18 protein-coding genes and 1 pseudogene are annotated in these 18,791 nt (G+C 64.8%); 12 read left to right on the top strand and 7 right to left on the bottom strand.

Features of this window, described 5'->3' with window-relative positions; translation table 11 throughout:
* Positions 1-7 precede the first annotated feature (7 nt).
* Positions 8-325, bottom strand: coding sequence for a DUF6457 domain-containing protein (locus tag JOE31_RS18225; RefSeq protein ID WP_209747008.1), 318 nt, complete (start codon positions 323-325; stop codon positions 8-10).
* 161 nt (positions 326-486) lie between these two features.
* Positions 487-967 (bottom strand): annotated as a pseudogene (locus JOE31_RS18220) (aldo/keto reductase); the annotation flags it as partial.
* Positions 968-1,279: 312 nt separating this feature from the next.
* Between JOE31_RS18220 and JOE31_RS18215 the strand changes: the two are divergent.
* Both JOE31_RS18215 and JOE31_RS18210 read left to right on the top strand, forming a co-directional pair.
* On the top strand, positions 1,280-2,173 hold the full coding sequence (locus JOE31_RS18215) for a glycosidase (protein WP_209747006.1): 894 nt from the start codon (positions 1,280-1,282) through the stop codon (positions 2,171-2,173).
* A gap of 118 nt (positions 2,174-2,291) precedes the next feature.
* The gene (locus tag JOE31_RS18210) at positions 2,292-3,086 is read left to right on the top strand and encodes an alpha/beta fold hydrolase (protein WP_209747004.1); all 795 of its coding nucleotides are present in this window, start codon (positions 2,292-2,294) and stop codon (positions 3,084-3,086) included.
* Between the two features lie 275 nt (positions 3,087-3,361).
* Here the strand turns inward: JOE31_RS18210 and JOE31_RS18205 are convergent, their stop codons facing one another.
* Together JOE31_RS18205 and JOE31_RS18200 are read right to left on the bottom strand one after the other, a co-directional pair.
* Positions 3,362-5,230: an alpha-glucosidase gene (locus JOE31_RS18205; protein ID WP_209747002.1), complete on the bottom strand. Its 1,869-nt coding sequence runs from the start codon at positions 5,228-5,230 to the stop codon at positions 3,362-3,364.
* 87 nt (positions 5,231-5,317) lie between these two features.
* Complete coding sequence (locus JOE31_RS18200) at positions 5,318-6,553, bottom strand: mechanosensitive ion channel family protein (RefSeq protein ID WP_245199255.1); 1,236 nt, start codon at positions 6,551-6,553, stop codon at positions 5,318-5,320.
* Between the two features lie 160 nt (positions 6,554-6,713).
* On the opposite strand from JOE31_RS18200, the gene JOE31_RS18195 reads away from it, so the two are divergent.
* Positions 6,714-7,448 carry a hypothetical protein gene (locus JOE31_RS18195; protein WP_209747000.1) on the top strand — a complete coding sequence of 245 codons (735 nt, stop codon included), beginning with the start codon at positions 6,714-6,716 and terminating at the stop codon, positions 7,446-7,448.
* Between the two features lie 287 nt (positions 7,449-7,735).
* On the opposite strand, the gene JOE31_RS21645 is transcribed toward JOE31_RS18195, so the two are convergent.
* Positions 7,736-7,909, bottom strand: coding sequence for a hypothetical protein (locus tag JOE31_RS21645; RefSeq protein ID WP_245199254.1), 174 nt, complete (start codon positions 7,907-7,909; stop codon positions 7,736-7,738).
* On the opposite strand from JOE31_RS21645, the gene JOE31_RS18190 reads away from it, so the two are divergent.
* From JOE31_RS18190 to JOE31_RS18180, 3 genes are all read left to right on the top strand, one after another.
* Positions 7,896-8,474: a hypothetical protein gene (locus JOE31_RS18190; RefSeq protein ID WP_245199253.1), complete on the top strand. Its 579-nt coding sequence runs from the start codon at positions 7,896-7,898 to the stop codon at positions 8,472-8,474. The genes JOE31_RS21645 and JOE31_RS18190 overlap by 14 nt on opposite strands.
* 137 nt (positions 8,475-8,611) lie before the next feature.
* Positions 8,612-9,469 carry a hypothetical protein gene (locus JOE31_RS18185; RefSeq protein WP_209746996.1) on the top strand — a complete coding sequence of 286 codons (858 nt, stop codon included), beginning with the start codon at positions 8,612-8,614 and terminating at the stop codon, positions 9,467-9,469.
* Between the two features lie 50 nt (positions 9,470-9,519).
* Positions 9,520-9,825: an acylphosphatase gene (locus tag JOE31_RS18180; protein WP_245199252.1), complete on the top strand. Its 306-nt coding sequence runs from the start codon at positions 9,520-9,522 to the stop codon at positions 9,823-9,825.
* 34 nt (positions 9,826-9,859) lie between these two features.
* Here the strand turns inward: JOE31_RS18180 and JOE31_RS18175 are convergent, their stop codons facing one another.
* Both JOE31_RS18175 and JOE31_RS18170 read right to left on the bottom strand, forming a co-directional pair.
* A complete protein-coding gene (locus JOE31_RS18175) occupies positions 9,860-11,056 on the bottom strand; it encodes a TerC family protein (RefSeq protein ID WP_209746993.1) in 1,197 nt (398 codons plus the stop codon).
* Positions 11,057-11,141: 85 nt separating this feature from the next.
* Positions 11,142-11,501, bottom strand: a complete 360-nt coding sequence (locus JOE31_RS18170) for a DUF6457 domain-containing protein (RefSeq protein WP_209746991.1) — start codon at positions 11,499-11,501, stop codon at positions 11,142-11,144.
* 77 nt (positions 11,502-11,578) lie between these two features.
* Between JOE31_RS18170 and JOE31_RS18165 the strand changes: the two genes are divergently transcribed.
* The 6 genes from JOE31_RS18165 (at position 11,579) to JOE31_RS18140 (ending at position 18,776) form a co-directional block, all read left to right on the top strand.
* A complete protein-coding gene (locus tag JOE31_RS18165) occupies positions 11,579-11,932 on the top strand; it encodes a GNAT family N-acetyltransferase (RefSeq protein ID WP_209746989.1) in 354 nt (117 codons plus the stop codon).
* Between the two features lie 377 nt (positions 11,933-12,309).
* Entirely contained in the window at positions 12,310-14,385 is a 2,076-nt protein-coding gene (locus tag JOE31_RS18160) for a beta-galactosidase (protein WP_209746987.1), read from the top strand.
* A 12-nt stretch (positions 14,386-14,397) separates the two neighbouring features.
* Complete coding sequence (locus JOE31_RS18155) at positions 14,398-15,378, top strand: sugar ABC transporter permease (protein WP_209746985.1); 981 nt, start codon at positions 14,398-14,400, stop codon at positions 15,376-15,378.
* A gap of 83 nt (positions 15,379-15,461) precedes the next feature.
* Positions 15,462-16,331 carry a carbohydrate ABC transporter permease gene (locus JOE31_RS18150; RefSeq protein ID WP_209748581.1) on the top strand — a complete coding sequence of 290 codons (870 nt, stop codon included), beginning with the start codon at positions 15,462-15,464 and terminating at the stop codon, positions 16,329-16,331.
* A gap of 6 nt (positions 16,332-16,337) precedes the next feature.
* Positions 16,338-17,984: an extracellular solute-binding protein gene (locus tag JOE31_RS18145; RefSeq protein WP_209746982.1), complete on the top strand. Its 1,647-nt coding sequence runs from the start codon at positions 16,338-16,340 to the stop codon at positions 17,982-17,984.
* 48 nt (positions 17,985-18,032) lie between these two features.
* Positions 18,033-18,776 carry a DUF624 domain-containing protein gene (locus JOE31_RS18140; RefSeq protein ID WP_209746981.1) on the top strand — a complete coding sequence of 248 codons (744 nt, stop codon included), beginning with the start codon at positions 18,033-18,035 and terminating at the stop codon, positions 18,774-18,776.
* The last annotated feature ends 15 nt before the right edge of the window (positions 18,777-18,791 follow it).

The following is an 18,791-nucleotide window of genomic DNA, read 5'->3' as shown; positions in this document are numbered from 1 at the left end:
GCCGGAGCTATTGGGCGGTGCCGCTCCAGCCTTCGCTGTCCGGGCCGCCGTCGGCTCCGTGCTCGCACAACTTCAGGGCGACCTCCGTGGCCGACTCGATGGCCTCGCTGGGGCTTGCCTTCCCCTTGGCAGCGGAAAGCCCTGCCGCGTAGCCCACCACCACCGCGCTGATCGGACCGGCGCCGTCGTTGACTGCTTCGGAGGATTCCTTGGCCAGCCGGCGAATCAGCGCGTGGTCAAGCTCCAGGTCCAGGATCTGCAGCGCGTGGGTGAGCCGACGGCTCCATTGGGCCAGGGCCAGGTCTTCTTCATTGAGTTCGGTCACTGTGTCTCCTTCATTGCGGTGGTGGTGTCCCTTGGTGGTGGGCTCGGTTGGTAGGCGGCGGCCGGGCCGGCCCTACATGTCGATTGAATCCATGTGCGGGTAGCGTGCTCCCGCCGCCACCCCGGCAGGGGCCAGCTCATCGAGCCGGCTAAGGTCCCGGGCAGCTGGCCGGTCAGGAAGCCGCGTCCCAGCGGGCTGTACGGCACAAATCCGATGCCCAGTTCCGCCAGCAGCGGGAAGACCTTGGCCTCCGGTTCCCGCTCCCACAGGGAATATTCCGTTTGGACGGCGGTGATCGGGTGCACAGCGTGGGCGCTGCAGGCTCGCGTCGCAGGCGGCACGGACATATTCGGGACGGCCGTTGATGCCGACCCACGAGCCATCCTCCCGGCGCTCATTACCGAACTTGGTGGCAAGGACAACCTCGGCCCGGCGCCCGGCGATGGCCCGGCCCACCAGCTGCTCATTGGTGAAAGGCCCGTACATGTCTGCCGTGTCCAGCAGCGTTCCGCCCGCGTCCAGGAAGGCCTGGATGGTGGCGGCGGACTCGGCGTCGTCGCCCGTGCCATAGAACTCACTCATGCCCATGCAGCCGAGTCCAAGGGCAGATACGGTCAAAGTGCCAAGCGTGCGGGTCTCCATGCTGGTCTCCTCATCGAAGGAAGGCGGGACTGGCGGTGCGGCTTCATCGGAAGATTGCTTATTAACGGCAGGACGCCACTATAGGCAGGTACGTTCCGGGCCCACAACGGGCGGTCCGATGCACTTGGCATCGCTTGTTTGTCAACGGGCCCAAAGTCCCGATGTTTTCGTCCCGCAGCTGAGACCCTAGGATCACTTGTGCTGCATTCGGCGTCACAGTCGGTCACGACACACGTTGTTTACGCCCATAGTCGCCTCCGGTTACAGTTCACTGGCAAAATGCTGAGTGATCACCTGCTCGAAAGGACAAATATGCCCACGGCTATTGCAGACACCACCACTGTTCGACTCAAATCAGTGCTCGACATCCTCGCGGAAAGCGTTCTGTCGGGCGAGACCCTCGGCGCGGGCGCGGTCCTGGCCCAGGCCACGGTCCGGGTACCGCTGAACGAGAAGGAAAGTGAGCTGCTCAGCGGAGGCATTCCCCGGGGACACAAAGCACTCACCACCGCCACGAGCAAGCTCGTCAAGGCCGGCTGGCTCGTCAAGGGCCGCAGCGGCTGGACCATCACCGAGGAGGGCCTCCGCGCCACGGTGGCATTCCCGGATGCGGACTCATTCGCCACCGCACTCGCGGAAGGAACTCCGGTTCCCGCCGACGTTCCGGTACCCACATCGCTTCCCGCTAGGGCTGCGGCCCCGAAAGCCGCTGCCGCAAAGGCTCCGAAGGCTGCACCCAAGAAAAAGGCGCCCTCCAAGGCTGCCAAGGTGGTCGAAAAGGCTGCCGAGCTGATCGAGGACGCGGTGGCACCCGTGGCGAAGGCTGTGCGAACGCGCAAGGCTGCCGCCAAGCCGGCCCCAGCGGGCGAAGAGACCCAGGCAGAGGCACCCAGCGTGGAATCGATCGACCAGCCGGAAGCTGTCGCCATCGCCGGCGACTTCAACGTGCTGCTGGGAGCACCGGCAAACTGGGCTCCGCAGTACGACGAGGCCCAGATGAAGCTGGATGCAGTGGACCAGTTGTGGAAGCTCAGCACGGACCTCCCGGCCGGGCACTACAGCTTCAAGATCGCGCTCAACCGCTCCTGGGACGAGAACTACGGTGCGTTCGGTGCATTTGATGGCGCCAACCACGAGCTCCACCACCCGGGCGGCCGGATCACGTTCAACTACGATCACCGGACCCGGGACATCACGCTGGTCTAACCCCTTTGTGCAGGACTCCGCACAGGGCAGGGCGTGCGGTTTGTTCCTGTAGGCAGCTGATCCTGATCGGCCTAGAATCAGAGCCATCAGGGTCAGCTCCACTAAGGAGCGGTGCGGCATGGACACCGTTGAGATTTCAGGACTGCGAATCGGCTACCAGCGTGCGGGCCAGGGTCCTCCGCTGGTGCTTCTTCATGGTGCCTACGAGGACAGCCGCGTCTGGAGCCGGCAGCTGGAGGGTCTGTCCGGCGAGTTCACCGTCATAGCCTGGGACGCTCCGGGCTGCGGCCGGTCCGACGATCCCCCGCCGGACTTCTCCGGCCGGGAACTGGGTGACGTGCTCGCGGGCTTCCTCCGCGAGGTATCACCGCGGAAACCGCACGTCCTCGGCCTGTCCTGGGGATCGGGCGTCGCCTTGGAGCTGTACCGGGGCCACCCCAACATGGCGGCTTCCCTGCTGCTGGTGTCGGCATACGCCGGCTGGGCCGGTTCGCTGCCGCCGGAGGAAGTCGAGCGCCGGTATGCGCAGATACTCGCCGAGCTGGACCAGCCGCCCGAACAGTTCATCCCCGTCTGGATGCCCACGTTGTTCACGGAGCGCGCGGATCCCGCCGTCGTCCAAGAGGCGAGTGCCATCATGGCCGACTTCCACCCCGCCGGCATGCGGGCAATGCTGAGCGCAAGCGGCCATGCAGACTACCGTGACGTACTTCCCACCATCAGCGTCCCCACCCTGCTGCTCTACGGGGCAGAAGACGTGCGGTCGCCGCTGGCAGTGGCGCAAGAGATGCACCGCCAGATTCCCGGGTCAAAACTTGTGGTGATTCCCGACGTCGGGCATTTGGTCGCGGCTGAAACGCCGGAGGCGTTCAACACCGAAGTGCGCCGGTTCCTGCACAGCATCGGCGATTAGCGCCCGTCAACCGAACCTCAAAACCGTGTGGGGTCCGGATTTGGCGCAGGCGGGACGGGCGGCATGGGCCCCGGGTCAGGGATCGGCAGCGGACCGGGCGCCGGCGACGGTTCCGGTCCCGGATGCGGGCGCGGCTCCGTGGGGTCAGGCCTGCTGGGCGGGAACGGGTTGTCCGGGTCAGGCGGTCCGGTGGGCCCCGGTTCCGGCGGGAACGGGTCCGGCTCCGGCAGCGGTGGAATAGTCATGATGCTCTCCTTGCCTCGCTGGGTGTTGCTTCAGTTGTTGTGTTGCCGGCGGAAGACCTTCAGCTCCCAGGGGCGGAGCGTGATTTCAGCATGTGTCCCGGCTCCTTCTGACGGGTAGTCTCCCAGGATCAGCTCGGCCGGGTAGTGGCCAAGTTCAGGTTCGTCGGCGCCGGTTTCGGCATCGCCCCAGCCGCCGCCGTCGAGCTCCACGGTCCGGTCTTCCCCGGAGAAGTTGCCCAGCACCAGCAGCTGCACCCCCGGCGGCGCAGCCGTACCGGCAGCCGCACCGGCCGCTGACCCTGGCAGTGACCGCCTGAAGGCGTAGACGTGTTCGTCGTCGGGCAGCAGCATGGTGAAGTCACCTTCCGCCACCACGGGCTCGGCGTGGCGCAGGGCGATGACCTGGCGGTAGAAACTGAACACCGAATCCGGGTTCTCCTCCTGCTCCGCGGCGTTGATGTGGCTGGTGTTCGGGTTGACCGCGATCCACGGCGCTCCCGTGGTGAACCCGCCATGCCGGGTGGCGTCCCACTGCACCGGGGTGCGGGCATTGTCCCGGTTGAGCGGCGCCAGGGCGGCCAGGACGTCGGCGTCGGTGTGGCCCAGGTGGGTGGTGGCTTCGCGGTGGTGGTTGAGCACCTCGATGTCGCGGTAGTCGCTGATGGCCCCGAAGCTCATGTTGGTCATGCCCAGTTCCTCGCCCTGGTACACGTACGGGGTGCCCCGGTGCAGGTGCAGGATGCCGGCCAGCATCTTGGCCGAAAGCTCGCGGTACTGCCCGTCGTCGCCGAAACGGGACACGGCACGGGCCTGGTCGTGGTTGCCCCAGTAGAGGCTGTTCCAGCCGCGCTCGGCCAGGGCTTCCTGCCAGCGGCCAAGGGACTGCTTCAGGTCGGTGAGCCGCAGCTTCCTGGGGCGCCACTTGTTGCCGTCTTCCTGGTCCAGCGCCACGTGCTCGAACTGGAACACCATGTCCACCTCGCGCCGGGCAGGATCTGTGAACAGGACGGCGTCCTCCACCGTGACGCCGGGCATCTCGCCCACGGTCAGCAACGGCTTATCCCGGCCGGCGAAGACCTCCAGGTGCATTTCGTGCAGGAACTCGTGGATCCGGGGTCCGGACATGAAGTGCGGGCTGCCGTCGCCGAACAGCATGCCGTCAGCCTTTGGCCCGTCCGGCAGGGCGGTGTCCTTGGAGATGAAGTTGATGACGTCCATCCGGAAGCCGTCCACACCGCGGTCCAGCCACCAGTTCATCATGTCGTAGATGGCGGCGCGGACCTCCGGGTTTTCCCAGTTCAGGTCCGGCTGCTTCCGGGAGAACAGGTGCAGGTAGTACTCGCCGGTGGCCTGGTCGAACTCCCAGGCCGGGCCGGAGAACGCGGAGCCCCAGTTGTTGGGTTCTGCGCCCGTGCCGTCTTCCGGACTGAGCCGGGGCGGCCGCCACCAGTACCAGTCGCGCTTGGGGTTGTCCTTGGAGGAACGTGATTCCACGAACCACGGGTGCTCATCCGAGGTGTGGTTGACCACCAGGTCCATCACCAGTTTCATGCCCCGCGAGTGCAGCCCGTCGGTCAGTTGCTGCAGATCGGCCAGGCTGCCGAAGATGGGGTCCACGTTGCGGTAGTTGCTGATGTCGTAGCCGTTGTCATCCTGCGGGGAGGTGTAGATGGGGGAGAGCCAGACGACGTCCACCCCCAGCTTCTGCAGGTAGTCCAGCTTGCTGATGATGCCCGGCAGGTCGCCTATGCCGTCGCCGTCGGAGTCCGCAAAGCTGCGCGGATAGATCTGGTAGACCACCGCTTTATGAAACCAGCCGGGGTCCGTGGTTGTCTCGTCATCGTTGTCCTCAGCAGGACTGACAGGGGGTTCCGTTGCGGGCTCCGCGTGGGTGGTCATGGCCTGGTCTCCTCAGTTGCTTGCGGCGGGTCTGATGATGGGGCTCGGTTTGATTATTGATCAGATCGGCCGGGCAGGAAAGGGCTGCTAGTTCCGTGCGGAGAGCGTCTTGTCGCGGTCTTCGAAGACTTCCTCGCCGGGGCCGGTGAATGCGCGGGACCGCTCGATCGCTTCTACGGAGCCGGTGAAGAGTTGGGAGTCCTGCGGGCCGGACTGCGGGCGGGCGTGCCCCGGGTGCCCCTGGTCAACGGACTCCACGGCGGCTTGCCGGGGAGCCTCGCGGGAGGGCGCGGGATGCACCGGCTCCCACCGCACGTGCGGCAGAGACTCCGGATGGCCCTGCTGCAGGAAGGTCACCATGGCTTCGCGGATGAGGCAGCGCAGGTCGAAGAGGGCGGCGCTGTCCGCGGCGCTCACCAGGATCCGCACCCGGACGTAGCCGTTGGTGGCATCCGTGATCTGCAGGATGCCCACGCGGCCGTCCCACAGGTCCGTTCCGTCCAGCACCGTTCGGAGCTCGGTGCGCATGTCCTCTATGGGCGCCCGCCAGTCCAGGTCGAACTCCACGGTGCCCATCACCTCGGACTGGCGGCGGGTCCAGTTCTCGAACGGCGTGGTGGTGAAGTATGTGGAAGGCAGGATCAGCCTGCGGTCGTCCCAGATGTGGACCACCACGTAGGTCAGGGTGATCTCCTCGATCCGGCCCCACTCCTTCTGGACCACCACGACGTCGTCCACCCGGATTGCGTCGGTGAAGGCCAGTTGCATGCCTGCGAACACGTTCACCAGCGATGTCTGGGCGGCCAGGCCCGCCACGATGGAGATCACGCCGGCGGAGGCAAGCAGCCCGGCGCCGAGGGCCTGAATGGCGGGGAAGGTCAGCATCACGCTGCCTGCCGCCAGCACCACGATGAGGGCCACGCCGATCCGGCGTGCCAGGATCATCTGGGTCCGCAGGCGCCGGGCCCGGCGGTTGTCCGCCACGTCCACGCTGTAGCGGCTGAGCACCAGTGCCTCCACGATCAGCAGCACCGCGACGGCGAGCCAGGCCAGGGTGCCTATGAGGGCGATCAGCAGGAGATGGTCGACGGCGGACCGCCACCCGCCGTCGTCGGTGGTCAGCACCAGCGCGACGCGGACGCCGATCAGGCAGAGGGCCAGGCGCAACGGAAGCCGTGCCACGCGCGAGGTGGCGTGGAGTTCGGGGCGGCGGCGGTTGAGCCGGAGGACAGTCTTGCGGATCAGCCAGGACAGGACCAAGCCTGCTGCTACCGCGAGCGCCATGGCCAGGAAGGGCATTGCCGGGTTGAGGAATTCTTGCATTGGTTAAGCTCTATCAAGCTTCCGGGAACCACCGAAATCCAGCCGGCCGCAGGCGTGCCGATAACATTTGGACATCGATTGGATTTATTGCTGGGTCGGAGCCGGGCAGCGGTCCACAATTGAGGGATTATTCGCGGTCTCATGAAATTCAGGAGAACAGATGCACCGCTCAGCGCCCTCGGCCATCGCAGTCTCCGGGGCTCTATGCCTCGCCTTCCTGCTGGTAGCCTGCGGCCCTCCGGCCTCGTCACCGTCGACGGGTTCCCCGGAGGCCACCGCCACCTCCACCGCTTCGGCTTCCCCCACCTCCACGGCATCGCCGAGCGCCACCGCCTCAACCTCAGCCACCTCGAATCCCGAAGCGGGTTGGAAGACCTACACCACCGCCGACGGACTGACGTTCGATTATCCGGAGGAGTGGAAGATCACCGACGCGGCCGGAGAAGCAGCTGCCGGGGGCGTGTTCGTGAAAATCACCAACGCCAACGGCAAAAACCTGGCATCGCTCCGGACGAACATGGTCACCGGCTCCGAGTGCACGGTGAAACAGCCGTTCGGCGTCTATGAGTCGCAGCCGCTTCCGGCGCTGGAACAGAACGGCACCGTGCCCCGGTACACGTTCGAGACCCGGACGGACACTGCCGCCACGGATCCCAAGCTGATGACCGTGTTCGCGTACGGCATCACAACCGCGCCTGAACCCACCGGAACGGAAGCGTGCCCCATCTTCCATTTCTTCAACTGGCCGCCCAGCGGGGCGATGTTCGGCGGCGTGTATGACCCCTTCGACACCACTCCCGGCAACGAGATGCATGTGGATACGCCCGAGGTGTATATGGGCACCCAGGAGTACAAGAACCTCAAGAAGATGATCACCTCGCTGCGGCCCGCCTAGGAATCCAGGGCCACAGGACGAACGTTGCGCACCGCGGCCTGTCCGCGGTGCGCAACGTTTTGGCGGCAGATTGCCCCCGCCCCGCGCAGGCCGCTTGCTGCCGGGCCACAATTAATCCCCCAGCTGTATGAGGAGGATTGCATGCGCCGATCAATGATGCCCGGCTATGGATCATCTGGACCGCCACGTTCACGTGCAACAGCCGCTACGGGGGCCTGCCTCGCAGTGCTCCTGGCAGCATGCGGGCCGATTCCTGCTCCATCGGGCCCGGAGTCCGGGAGCGCAACTCAACCCAACGGTTCCGCCAGCGCGGCGTCGAGCGGAACAGCGAGCGGAACCGCCGCTGGCACTGCCACTGGTTCGGCCACCGGCACGGCCGCCGCGCCAAGTGCGACGGCGGGCGCACCGCCGGCTGAACCGGCGCCGTCGGGCACGTCCCCCAGCCGGTTGCCGTCTCCCACCGCTTCAGGCTGGAAGACGTTTACGACGTCGGACCGGGACCTGACGTTCGACTATCCGGGCGACTGGACCATCAAGGATCCGGCCGGAAAATCGCCGCTCGGCGGGGTGCACGTGGAGGTGTTGAACGTGGCGGGGAAGCCGATGGCTGTCCTGGAAACCAGGATCGTGACCGGCTCGGAGTGCGTCCAGCAGTACCCGTTTGCGGTGCTGGACTCCGCACCCATGACAGCCCTGGCTGAGAAAGGCGTGCGGGACGAAAGCGCACCACGTTTCATGTTCGAGACCAGGGGAGACGCTTCAGCGCCCGCCCGGACGGCTGAAACCATCGCGGCCTACGGCATCACCATGATTCCGGAAGAGGTCGGGACGCTGGCGTGCCCCATCTTCCTCCTGTTCAGGTGGCCGCCCAGCGGCGCGATGTTCGGGGCAGGCTACGACCCCGCGAACAACACCACCCCCGGGGACCCGTCGCTTCCGTACTGGGAGAAGGCGAAGCTGTACGTGGAGACGGGCGAGTACCGGAACATCCGGCGGATGATCACCTCGCTGCGGCCCGCGCGCTAAGGCGGCGCAGGCTTGCGGGGGCTCCTTGACGGGCCCCGTGCGCCCGAGCAGACTCGAATCAGGACTCGGTTCCATCAGTAGTCGGGGTTCTGATGTACGCACTGGGGAAGCAGTGGCTTGCGAGCGGTGCGAAGGCTATGGCATCCGCCCTGAGTGCGCTGCGCGTGGCCGCCTGTCTGGTGCTCGCGGCAGTGCTGGGGCTGGGCGCCTGTACCCCGGTCCCGACTGCGGAGCCGACATCCGCAGGCGCCACCCCGCGGCCCACGGCTGGGAGCGAACCCACCCCAAGTGGCGACGGGCCCACGGAGTGGAAACCTGGAGCGGGTCCCGGTCCTTTCCCGACCAAGTCTCCGACCACAACGCAGCCCTCTGAGGGCGAGGCGTCAACTCCGCCGTTCCCCACCTCAACCGCCTTCGAACGGGCCAGGCGGGCCAAGGAGATCCTGGAAACCTGTGTCAAGGGCGAGCTGACGTTCCGGCCGCCGTCGCCCATGCGCCAGGGCGAAACCAGGGAATTCGTCCTGCACCTCACGATGGGTGATCCCGGAGCGGACCACCAAAAGAACATCCCCGGAACCAACCCGGTGCAAACCCGTGCGCCGATCGTGTGCGAAGAGATGCGGGCGGACCTGTCGGGTCCGGGCATGACCATTGAGCGGGCCGGAAACCCGAGCGGCGAGATGCTTGTCCCGGAACAGGGCGTAGCGGAGTGGCGCTGGTGGATCACGCCCCGGGACGCGGGACGGAAGACCATGACCCTGCAGCTGTTTGCCACCGCGGAGGACGGGCCGGACCTGAGCCTGGAGACGTTCCGGGAGGACATCCAGGTGGACATTGAACTGGGCTATGTGCTGAACGCGCTGGTGAAGGACTGGGCGCAGCCGCTGGGCGTAACCATCCCGGTGCTCATCGGAGCCATTGGCGCCATCCTCGTGTGGTCGCGCTCCAGGCGCCGCAAAGCCAAGCATGCCGCCAACACGACCCCGGCGGGTTGAGCCTGTCCGGTAGGGAGCGAAACCCCTTGTCACCGCACTACATTGGAACCATGGCTGATGCTGCAGATCAGGATTCGGGGCAGGACGTCCGCCTGCGGGCGCGCGTCGAAGGTATGGTCCAGGCGGTCGGGTTCCGGTACTGGACGGTGCGGAAGGCTGAGGAACTCTCGCTGACCGGAACGGTGAGGAACGACGACGACGGTACGGTCGCCGTCGTCGTCGAAGGTCCCCAAGCGGTGGTGCTGGAGTTCCGCCGCTGGCTGAGGTCCGATGACGCGCCGGGGCGCGTGGACCACGTGGAGGAGTCGGTGTCGCCGGCAACGGGGGAGTTCAGCAGCTTCGACGTGGTGTACTGAGCCGGACGCCGGCGGTCTAGGCCGGCGGCCGGCCTTACGTGAGGCCTTCCCGCTGCAGGGCTTCGTCGTGCTCGGCGTGTGCCTGCTTGAGCAGGTCCATGAACTCGGTCTCGTCGCGGATGAGCCGCTTGTACTTCTCGGGAAGCTTCTTGAGCTCTGCTTCTTCGCGCACCATCTTGTTGAAGATTTCCTCGCGTTCGGCGATGCCCGTCTCGTAGTTCAGGTCCACGTACTCGGTGGCGTGCCGCTTGGCGCCGGAGACCATGTTCTTCGCCTTGCCCTTGGGGCTGTAGATCGAGGCGAGGACGGTGACCACCAGGACGCCGATAATCACTGTCAGGGAGAGGCCGGTGCTGATCTCGACGACGGTCACGTGTTCGCCGCCGTTGATGAACGGCAGGTTGTTTTCGTGCAGCGCATGGAGGATGAGCTTGACGCCGATGAAGCCGAGGATCGCGGCCAGGCCGTAGGAGAGGTAGATCAGGCGGTCCAGCAGTTCATCGATGAGGAAGAACAGCTGGCGCAGGCCCATGAGGGAGAATGCCGTGGCGGTGAAAACGACGAAGACGTTCTGGGTCAGGCCGAAGATTGCGGGAATGGAGTCCAGGGCGAACAGGATGTCCGTCCCGCCGATGGCCACCATCACCAGGAGCATGGGGGTCAGGACCCGTTTGCCGTTTTCCACGGTGAAGAGCTTGTCGCCGTCGTAGTGCTGCGACGCCGGAAGGAATTTCCTGGCGAGCCGGACCACCAGGCCCTCGGAGTCGTCGTCATGCGAATCCGGCTTGAGGAGGTTGCCGGCGGTGATCAGCAGGATGAGGCCGAAGATGTAGAACACCCAGGCGAAGCTGTTGATCAGGGCGGCGCCCAGGAAGATGAAGCCGGTGCGGGCGATCAGGGAAAAGACAATGCCGAACAGGAGTACCTTTTGCTGGTCTGCCCGGGGGACCTTGAAGCTGGCCATGATGATCAGGAACACGAAGAGGTTGTCCACGGACAGGGCCTTCTCCGTGACATAGCCGGCGAAGTATTCCGTGCCCATGGTGGGGCCGCCGAAGACCAGCACGCCTATTCCGAAAACCAGGGCGAGGCCCACGTAGATCGCCGACCACGTGGCCGACTCCCTGAGCTTGGGGGAGTGCGCCTTGCGGACGTGAAAGAAGAAGTCGAAGGCCAGCAGGCCCACAATGCCGATAATGGTCAGAATCCATACGTATAGGGGGACCTGCATGCTGCGTGCCTTCCAGTCGGTGGGTTGATATCAACCCTACCGGGCGGTTGTTACCGGCGGTGTCGGCTTACTGGGAAGTGTCGGCTTACTGGGCGGTGTCGGCCCAGCCTTTGCTGGACGGGCCGCCGTCCGCTCCGTCCTCGCACAGCCGGAAAGCCACGGCGGCAGCCTGGGCGACAGCCGCAGCGGAAGCCTCCTTGGGACCCCCGCTTCCGGTTGCTGTGCCTGTGGTGCCCGTGTTTCTCGCGCCCGCGGCGAGACCCGCCGCGTAGCCCACCATCAGCGCCGTGATTGGCGCCGCTGCGTGGGTGACGGACCGCGCGGATTCACCGGCCAGGTCAAGGATCAGTTCGCGGTCGAAGTCGAGGTCGAGGAGCTGCAGGGCGTTGGCAAGCCGGTGGCTCCACTGGTCCAGGATATGTGCTTCGTCGTCGTTGGCGGGCATGTTCGCTCCTCGGTCGGAAATAACGGCAGATGCCTCGAGGTTAGGCTGTAGCGAGAGACGCTATCAAGGAGTTCCCGATGACTGATGTGACCATCCGCCATAACCCGGACCGTGAGCGCTTTGAAGTGCTTGTTGCCGGCAACGTGATCGGCAAGGCCGCGTACAAGACGTACGACGCCGGCGACTCGCCGCAGCGGATTTTCTACCACACGGTGATCAACGAGGAATACGGCGGCCAGGGGCTCGCAGGCAAGCTCGCCACCGTCGCCCTGGACGAAACCATGGCTGCCGGGCTGGCCATTGTGCCGGTGTGCCCTTTCATCAAGAAGTTCCTCACCAAGCACCCGGAGTATGCCGCCACCACCGTAGCGACGACGCCGGACCACCTGGAGTTCCTCAGCGTGGCGCTCGCGGCGCGCGCCGGGGCGTAACCGCCACTGAGCCGGCGCTGAGCCGTCGCGGGCTTAGCCGGCAGGCGTCAGGGCGGCCAGGCAGGCCGCGACCCCAAGTTGCGGAGTCAGTGAGCGGGCGCATTCAGGCTGCTAGCCATACGCAGCTCGCGGCTCCGATAGTTTCCATATTCAGTCAGAAACAACAACCCACCTTGGAGACCAGCAATCGAGCCGCTGGCCCGAGATCCGCCCCTGCTTGCCCGGAAATCCCCGCAAGGCTTGCAATCTAGGCACTGTAAAACATAGGTCTTCTTCCAAGAAGTCATTGTGGTTGCGTAAACTTTACGATAGTTTCTACATGTGATGCAGGTCGCATGGTGGGGAATCGTGCGGCGAAGCGCAAGCAAAGGACAAAGATGACCAACAGCACAGACCCGCGCACGGCCGAGGAGCGGCTCCGGCGCATGCATGAACGCCTGGGCGGCATTGCCTACGGCGGGGACTACAACCCGGAGCAGTGGCCCCGCGAGGTTTGGTTTGAAGACGTCCGCCTGATGAAAGAAGCCGGCGTCAATCTCGTCACCTTGGCCGTCTTCTCCTGGAGCCGGCTGGAAACTGCGGACGGAGTCTACGATTTCGGCTGGCTGGATGACGTGATGGACCTCATGCACCAGCACGGCATCGGTGTGGATCTGGCCACCCCGGACGCGGTCCCGCCGGCGTGGCTGATCGCCCGGCATCCGGACATCCTTCCGGTGCTCGCAGACGGCACTACCTTCGGGTTCGGTTCACGGCAACACTTCGATGTCTCCCACCCCGTCTACCGCGAAAAAGCCCTGGCCATCGCGGAGCGGATGGGGGAGCACTACGCCAAGCACCCCGCCCTGATGATGTGGCACGTGGGCAACGAATACGGCCCCGTCTCCTACGGCCCCTGGGCCGACAAGGCCTTCCGGGAATGGCTGCAGGGTAAGTATTCCTCGCTGGACGAACTCAACCAGGCCTGGAGTGCGGACGTCTGGGGCCAGGTCTATTCGGACTGGAACCAAGTGGCCGCGCCGGCCCAGCCCCGGACCTGGTCCAATCCCACCCGGCGGCTGGACTACCACCGGTTCACGTCCCACAGCATGCTGGAGCACTACAAGGCCGAGCGGGACATCCTGCGCCGCCACACTCCGGACCTGCCCATCGTCACCAACTTCATGCGCTTCTACAAAACCAACGACTACTGGGCCTGGGCCGCCGAAGAGGACGCCGCAGCCCTGGACATCTACCCGGACCCCCGCGAATCCGACGCCCACGTGGCCGCCGCCCTGAACTTCGACCTCATGCGCTCGCTTCGCGGAGGCCAGCCGTGGATGGTCATGGAGCAGGCCACCGGTGCGGTCAGCCAGTGGTCCGTGAACGTGTCCAAGCTGCCTGGCAAGATGCGCCTGGGCTCCTACCAGGCCATCGCCCAGGGCGCGGATGCCATCTTGTTCTTCCAGTGGCGCCAGGCCCGGGGCGGCACGGAACGCTACCACTCCGGCGTGGTCAACCACGCCGGCCCCAACACCCGGATTTTCCGCGAAGTCACCGAGCTGGGCAATGAACTCAAGGAGCTCGGCACCCTCACAGGCACCCGTTCCACCGCCAAAGCAGCCATCGTTTTCGACTGGGACTGCTGGTGGGCCCTGGAGCTGGGCAACTCGCCCCGGTCGGATTTGAACTACGCCCGGGAGGTCTTGCGCTTCTACCGGCCGCTGTTTGACGCCAACGTCACCGTGGACTTCGTGGACGCCAAGAGCGACCTCTCCGCCTACAGCCTGGTGATCCTTCCGGCCACCTACCTGCTCACCGACGATTCCGCGCGGCGGTTCGAGGAGTACGTGTCCGACGGCGGCCGCCTGGTGGTCAGCTACCTTTCCGGCATCGTTGACGAGTCCAATACCATCCGCCTGGGCGGCTACCCGGGCGCCCTCCGCAAAGTGCTCGGCGCGTGGAGCGAGGAAATGCATCCGCTCGCGGGTGAGGGTGAGGAAGTGAAACTCGCAACGGCCGACGGCGGTACCGCCTCTGCCAGTTACTGGACGGAGCACGTGCACACAGAGTCGGCGGAGGTGCTGGCCACGTACGAATCCGGCCGGCTCGCAGGATCGCCGGCTGTCACCCGCAACTCGTTCGGGAAGGGTTCGGCGGTCTATCTGTCCGCGCGGGTGGACGACGCGTTCCTGGAAGCCCTGCTGGCGACCGAGCGCGAGGCGTCGGGGGTACGTCCGGAACTGGCCGCCCCAGCGGGAGTCCAGGTCCGCCGTCGTACTGGCAAGGGAGCCAGCTTCCTGCTGGTGCTGAACCACAACGACGCACCGGCACGCGTCGACGTCGGCCGCGGCGGAACCGACCGGCTCAGCGGCCGTCGCGTTGAAGGGTCCGTGGAGCTCGCCGCCAACGGCGTGCTGGTGCTCCAAGAATCCGGCGCAACAGCAGACGCCGCCGACGAAACCTCACGATAGGCAGGTAACGCCATGGCAATCAGATTGGATGCTCCCCCGGAGGCGATCCCGGCCGCAGGACCCGGAAAGGCCGACAAGCCCAAAAACAAACCTGGCGGCTGGAAGCTGGCGCTCAAGCGGGACTGGCGCCTCTATACGCTGTTAGCGCTCCCATTGCTGTACTTCGCGGTCTTCCGCTACCTGCCCATGGCGGGCAACGTGATCGCATTCCGGCAGTTCCAGCCCGGCGGCAGCATCTTCGGTGAGAAATGGGTGGGGCTGAAGTACGTCACGCTGTTCATCAACGATCCCAGTTTCTGGCAGGCGTTCCAGAACACCATCATCCTGGGCGTACTGACGCTGCTGTTCTGCTTCCCGATGCCCATCATCTTCGCGCTGATGCTGAACGAACTGCGCTCGCAGAAGTTCAAGAAGTTCGTCCAGACCGTGGCCTACCTGCCGCACTTCATGTCGGTGGTGATCATCGCCGGCATGATCCTGCAGAACTTCTCCATGACCGGAACGGTGAACCAGATCGCCAACACACTGTTCGGCACCACGGTGAACTTCACCCAGGACGCCGGTTGGTTCCGGCCCATGTACATCAGCTCCGAGGTGTGGCAGACCATGGGCTGGGGCGCCATCCTCTATCTCGCCGCGCTGACCCGGGTGGATGAATCCCTCTACGAAGCGGCCAGGATCGACGGGGCCAACCGCTGGCAGCAGACCTGGCACGTGACGCTGCCGGCCATCCGGCCCACCATCATTACGCTGCTGATCCTGAACATCGGAACCTTCATGGCCGTGGGCTTCGAGAAGATCCTGCTCATCTACAACCCGCTCAACTATGAAACATCGGATGTCATCTCCACCTACCTGTACCGGGTGGGCCTGGAATCAAGCAACTTCAGCTACGCGGCCGCCGTCGGAATGTTCGAATCCGTCATCGGCCTCACGCTGATCCTCTCCGCGAACGCGATATCCAAGCGCCTGGCCGGAACGAGCCTGTGGTGAAAGGGACAAACATGGAGGGAAAACTCCTGGACCGGGCCGGTTTCAAGCCGGCCAAGAAGGAAACCGGCGTCCTGCTCAAGGACATGAAGCAATCAACCGGCATGAAGGTCTTCCGGATCTTCAACCTGGTGTTCCTGCTGGCCGTGGTGTTCCTGACGATGTACCCGTTCCTGAACATCATTGCCCAGTCCTTCTCCAGCGAGGGGTTTATCAACTCCGGCCAGGTCAACCTGTTCCCCCGAGGCTTCAACGTGGAGACGTACAAGCTGATACTGGCGGACTCCACGTTCTGGAACAACTACGGCAACACGGTCCTGTACACGGTAGTGGCCACGGCCATCTCCATGGTCCTGACCACCACGTTCGCCTACGCCATCGCCAAGAAGGACCTCAAGGGACGCAGCTTCTTTATCGGCATCGCGGTGTTCACCATGTTCTTCAACGGAGGCCTGATTCCCAACTACGTGCTCATCAGCTCCCTGGGGATGCGGGATTCCATCTGGGCCGTGGTGCTGCCCAATGCCATCAGCGTCTTCAACCTGCTGATCATGAAGTCCTTCTTCGAGAACATGCCCCGCGAACTGGAGGAGGCCGCCGCAATCGACGGGCTCACCCAGTACGGCGTGCTGTTCAAGGTGGTCCTGCCGCTCAGCAAGGCCATTGTCGCCACCATGGTCTTGTTCTACGCCGTGGCCAACTGGAACTCGTGGTTCCAGGCGTTCCTTTACCTGGACAAGCCCGAGCTGTTCCCGGTCACCATCTACCTGCGCAACATGATCGCCGGCGTCACCACTGCAGGCTCCGCCGGCGGGACCGTGGAGAACGTCGGCCAGATCGCCGCCAACATCCAGTCGGTCACCATCGTCCTCACCGTCATCCCCATCCTGTGTGTCTACCCGTTCGTCCAGAAGTACTTCTTTTCGGGCGTCATGCTCGGTTCCGTCAAGGAATAACCCCTTATGAAAGGACATCCAATGATCCCCAAGCGAGAGCTTCGCAGACGAGACTTCCTCGGCCTTGCGTCCGTTGTCACCATCGGCCTGATGCTGACCAGCTGTGATTCCGAGGCCCCGGAAGTGGACACCTCCAAGTCCCGCACCGGCGCCATGGACAGCTTTGGTGTTGGGGACACGTTCAAGGCGACGGCGCCACTGACGTTCAGCTTCCTCTTCAGCGACCAGCCCACCTACCCCTACAAAAAGGACTGGCTCTTCTTCACCAAGCTCGCCGAGGACACCAACGTCACCCTGGACGCCACCATCGTCCCCAGCAGCGACTACGAGCAGAAGCGCAGCCTGCTCATCAGCTCGGGCAACGCCCCGGAAATCATCGCCAAGACCTATCCCGGCCAGGAATCCGCTTACGTGTCCTCGGGGGCGGTGCTGCCGGTCAGTGACTATGTGGACCTGATGCCGCACTACCAGGACAAGGTCAAGAAGTGGAAGCTGGAGCCGGAGATTGCAGGCCTCACCCAGGAGGACGGGAAGTACTACGTGCTGCCGGGCCTGCACGAGGAGCTGTGGCCGGACTACACGCTGGCGTTCCGCACTGACATCCTGGAGAAGGAAGGCATTGCGGAACCCAAAACCTGGGATGAATTCCGTGAAGTCCTGCGGTCGCTCAAAAAGGCCTATCCCGACGTCGTGCCTTTCTCGGACCGCTTCAACGGCAACAGCGTGCTGAACATCGCCGGTACGGCGTTCGGCACGGTGGCCGGCTGGGGCCTGGTGGACGGACTGGTGTTTGACGAAAAGGACAAGAAGTTCAGTTTCGGCGCCGGTTCCCAGCAGTTCAAGGAACTGGTGACGTACTTCAACTCGCTCGTGTCCGAGGGGCTGATGGACCCGGAGAGCTTCACCCAGACGGACGATTCCGCCATCCAGAAGTTCACCTCGGGCAAGTCCTTTGTGATCAGCGCGAACTCGCAGAACATCATCACGTACCGGACGTCCATGGAGCAGTCCCTGGGCAAGGACAAGTTCGCGGTCCGCAAGATCACCGTTCCGGGCGGTCCGGCGGGCGAGGTGATCGGCGGCTCGCGCTTGGAGAACGGCATTATGCTCAATTCCTCCGTAGCGGAGAAGGACAACTTCGTGGCGCTGATCCAGTTCATCGACTGGCTTTTCTACAGCGACGCCGGCCAGGAATTCTCCAAGTGGGGCGTGGAGGGCACCACGTTCACCAAGGAGGGCGGCAAGCGGAAGCCCGCGCCCAACGTGAACTTCCAGGGCCTCAACCCGGCCGGGACCAAGGACCTCCGCGTGGACTACGGCTTCTCCGGCGGCAACTTTGCCTACGGCGGCACCACGGACCTGCTGCAATCCACGTTCAACGAGGAAGAGTTGGCGTTCCAGAAGGCCATGAAGAGCAAGACGCCCAGGGCTGTGGCCCCGCCGGTGCCGTTCAGTGACGCGGACCGCGAGCAGGCCACCCTGGTGCTGACTCCGCTCAAGGACCACGTCAAGCAGAACACCCTGAAATTCATCACTGGCCAGCGGAACCTGAGTGAGTTCGACGCCTACGTGAAGGAACTCGACGGAAAGGGCCGGTCCAAGTACGTTGAACTGGCGAACAAGGCGTACAAGGCCTACGCGGACAAGAAATAGCCAACGGCCGACAACGGGTTGAACGCGGGTTCTAGCGGAGGGGCACCAGTGGCACAGAAGAAGGCGGAGTACGGTTCCGGTCCGCTGTTCAAGGCGGCAACCACCGTTTACAGCGTGATGGTGGGCGATGTGCTGCTGGTGCTTGCCAATTTCCTGCTGGTGCTGGCGCCACTGCTCGTCGCCCTCTCCGCGGGTATGCCTGCCGCGTCCGTGTCCCGGTCCGGCCCGGGTTACGGCGCGCAGCTCGGACTCGTGTTGCTGGCGTTTGTGCCGGTGGGGCCATCCCTCGTTGCCGCGGCGTATGCCTTCAACCGGTTGCTGGCGGGGGAGGAGACCGGGGTGTTCCGCGACTTCGTCCGCGGCTACCGGAGCAACTTTCGGCAGGCGCTCGCGGTCTGGTTGCCGTACCTGGGGGTGCTGGCCGTCGTCGTCGTCAACCTCCTGCTCCTGCCCGGAACGCTCGACGCCGGGGATCCCACGCGGTCAGCCGCACGTGTGGGGCTGCTGGGGCTGGGGTTGCTCGTGGCGACCGCTGGCGTGACCGCCATGCTGCTGCTGTCCCGGTTCACGTTCCGGGTGCGCGATCTTTACCGGCTGTCGCTCTACAGCCTCGGTGTCCAGAAGCGGGTATCCCTGGGCAACGCCGGCATCCTGTTCATCACGGCGTTCATGCTGACGGTGACCACTGCGGGGCTGATGGTGGTAATCGCCGGGCCGGTGGTGTTCCTGATCTGCCTGAACTCGCGGCCGCTGTTGACGTTCATCGAGCGGAAGTTCACGGCGGCGGGTTGACGCACCGTGGGGCAG

It is taken from the genome of Arthrobacter sp. PvP023 (assembly GCF_017832975.1).
Lineage (GTDB): Bacteria > Actinomycetota > Actinomycetes > Actinomycetales > Micrococcaceae > Arthrobacter.
The sequence above is the reverse complement of the archived record's forward strand: the minus strand, read 5'-3'. Positions and strand labels throughout refer to the sequence as shown.

Bases quoted from the DNA above. Each gene is read 5' to 3' on its own strand.
- JOE31_RS18165 (WP_209746989.1), top strand. From the start codon at position 11,579: ATGACTGATGTGACCATCCGCCATAACCCGGACCGTGAGCGCTTTGAA.
- JOE31_RS18210 (WP_209747004.1), top strand. From the start codon at position 2,292: ATGGACACCGTTGAGATTTCAGGACTGCGAATCGGCTACCAGCGTGCG.
- JOE31_RS18195 (WP_209747000.1), top strand. From the start codon at position 6,714: ATGCACCGCTCAGCGCCCTCGGCCATCGCAGTCTCCGGGGCTCTATGC.
- JOE31_RS18175 (WP_209746993.1), bottom strand. From the start codon at position 11,056: ATGCAGGTCCCCCTATACGTATGGATTCTGACCATTATCGGCATTGTG.
- JOE31_RS18160 (WP_209746987.1), top strand. From the start codon at position 12,310: ATGACCAACAGCACAGACCCGCGCACGGCCGAGGAGCGGCTCCGGCGC.
- JOE31_RS18155 (WP_209746985.1), top strand. From the start codon at position 14,398: ATGGCAATCAGATTGGATGCTCCCCCGGAGGCGATCCCGGCCGCAGGA.
- JOE31_RS18200 (WP_245199255.1), bottom strand. From the start codon at position 6,553: ATGCAAGAATTCCTCAACCCGGCAATGCCCTTCCTGGCCATGGCGCTC.
- JOE31_RS18215 (WP_209747006.1), top strand. From the start codon at position 1,280: ATGCCCACGGCTATTGCAGACACCACCACTGTTCGACTCAAATCAGTG.
- JOE31_RS18205 (WP_209747002.1), bottom strand. From the start codon at position 5,230: ATGACCACCCACGCGGAGCCCGCAACGGAACCCCCTGTCAGTCCTGCT.
- JOE31_RS18180 (WP_245199252.1), top strand. From the start codon at position 9,520: ATGGCTGATGCTGCAGATCAGGATTCGGGGCAGGACGTCCGCCTGCGG.
- JOE31_RS18145 (WP_209746982.1), top strand. From the start codon at position 16,338: ATGAAAGGACATCCAATGATCCCCAAGCGAGAGCTTCGCAGACGAGAC.
- JOE31_RS18150 (WP_209748581.1), top strand. From the start codon at position 15,462: ATGAAGCAATCAACCGGCATGAAGGTCTTCCGGATCTTCAACCTGGTG.
- JOE31_RS18185 (WP_209746996.1), top strand. From the start codon at position 8,612: ATGGCATCCGCCCTGAGTGCGCTGCGCGTGGCCGCCTGTCTGGTGCTC.
- JOE31_RS18170 (WP_209746991.1), bottom strand. From the start codon at position 11,501: ATGCCCGCCAACGACGACGAAGCACATATCCTGGACCAGTGGAGCCAC.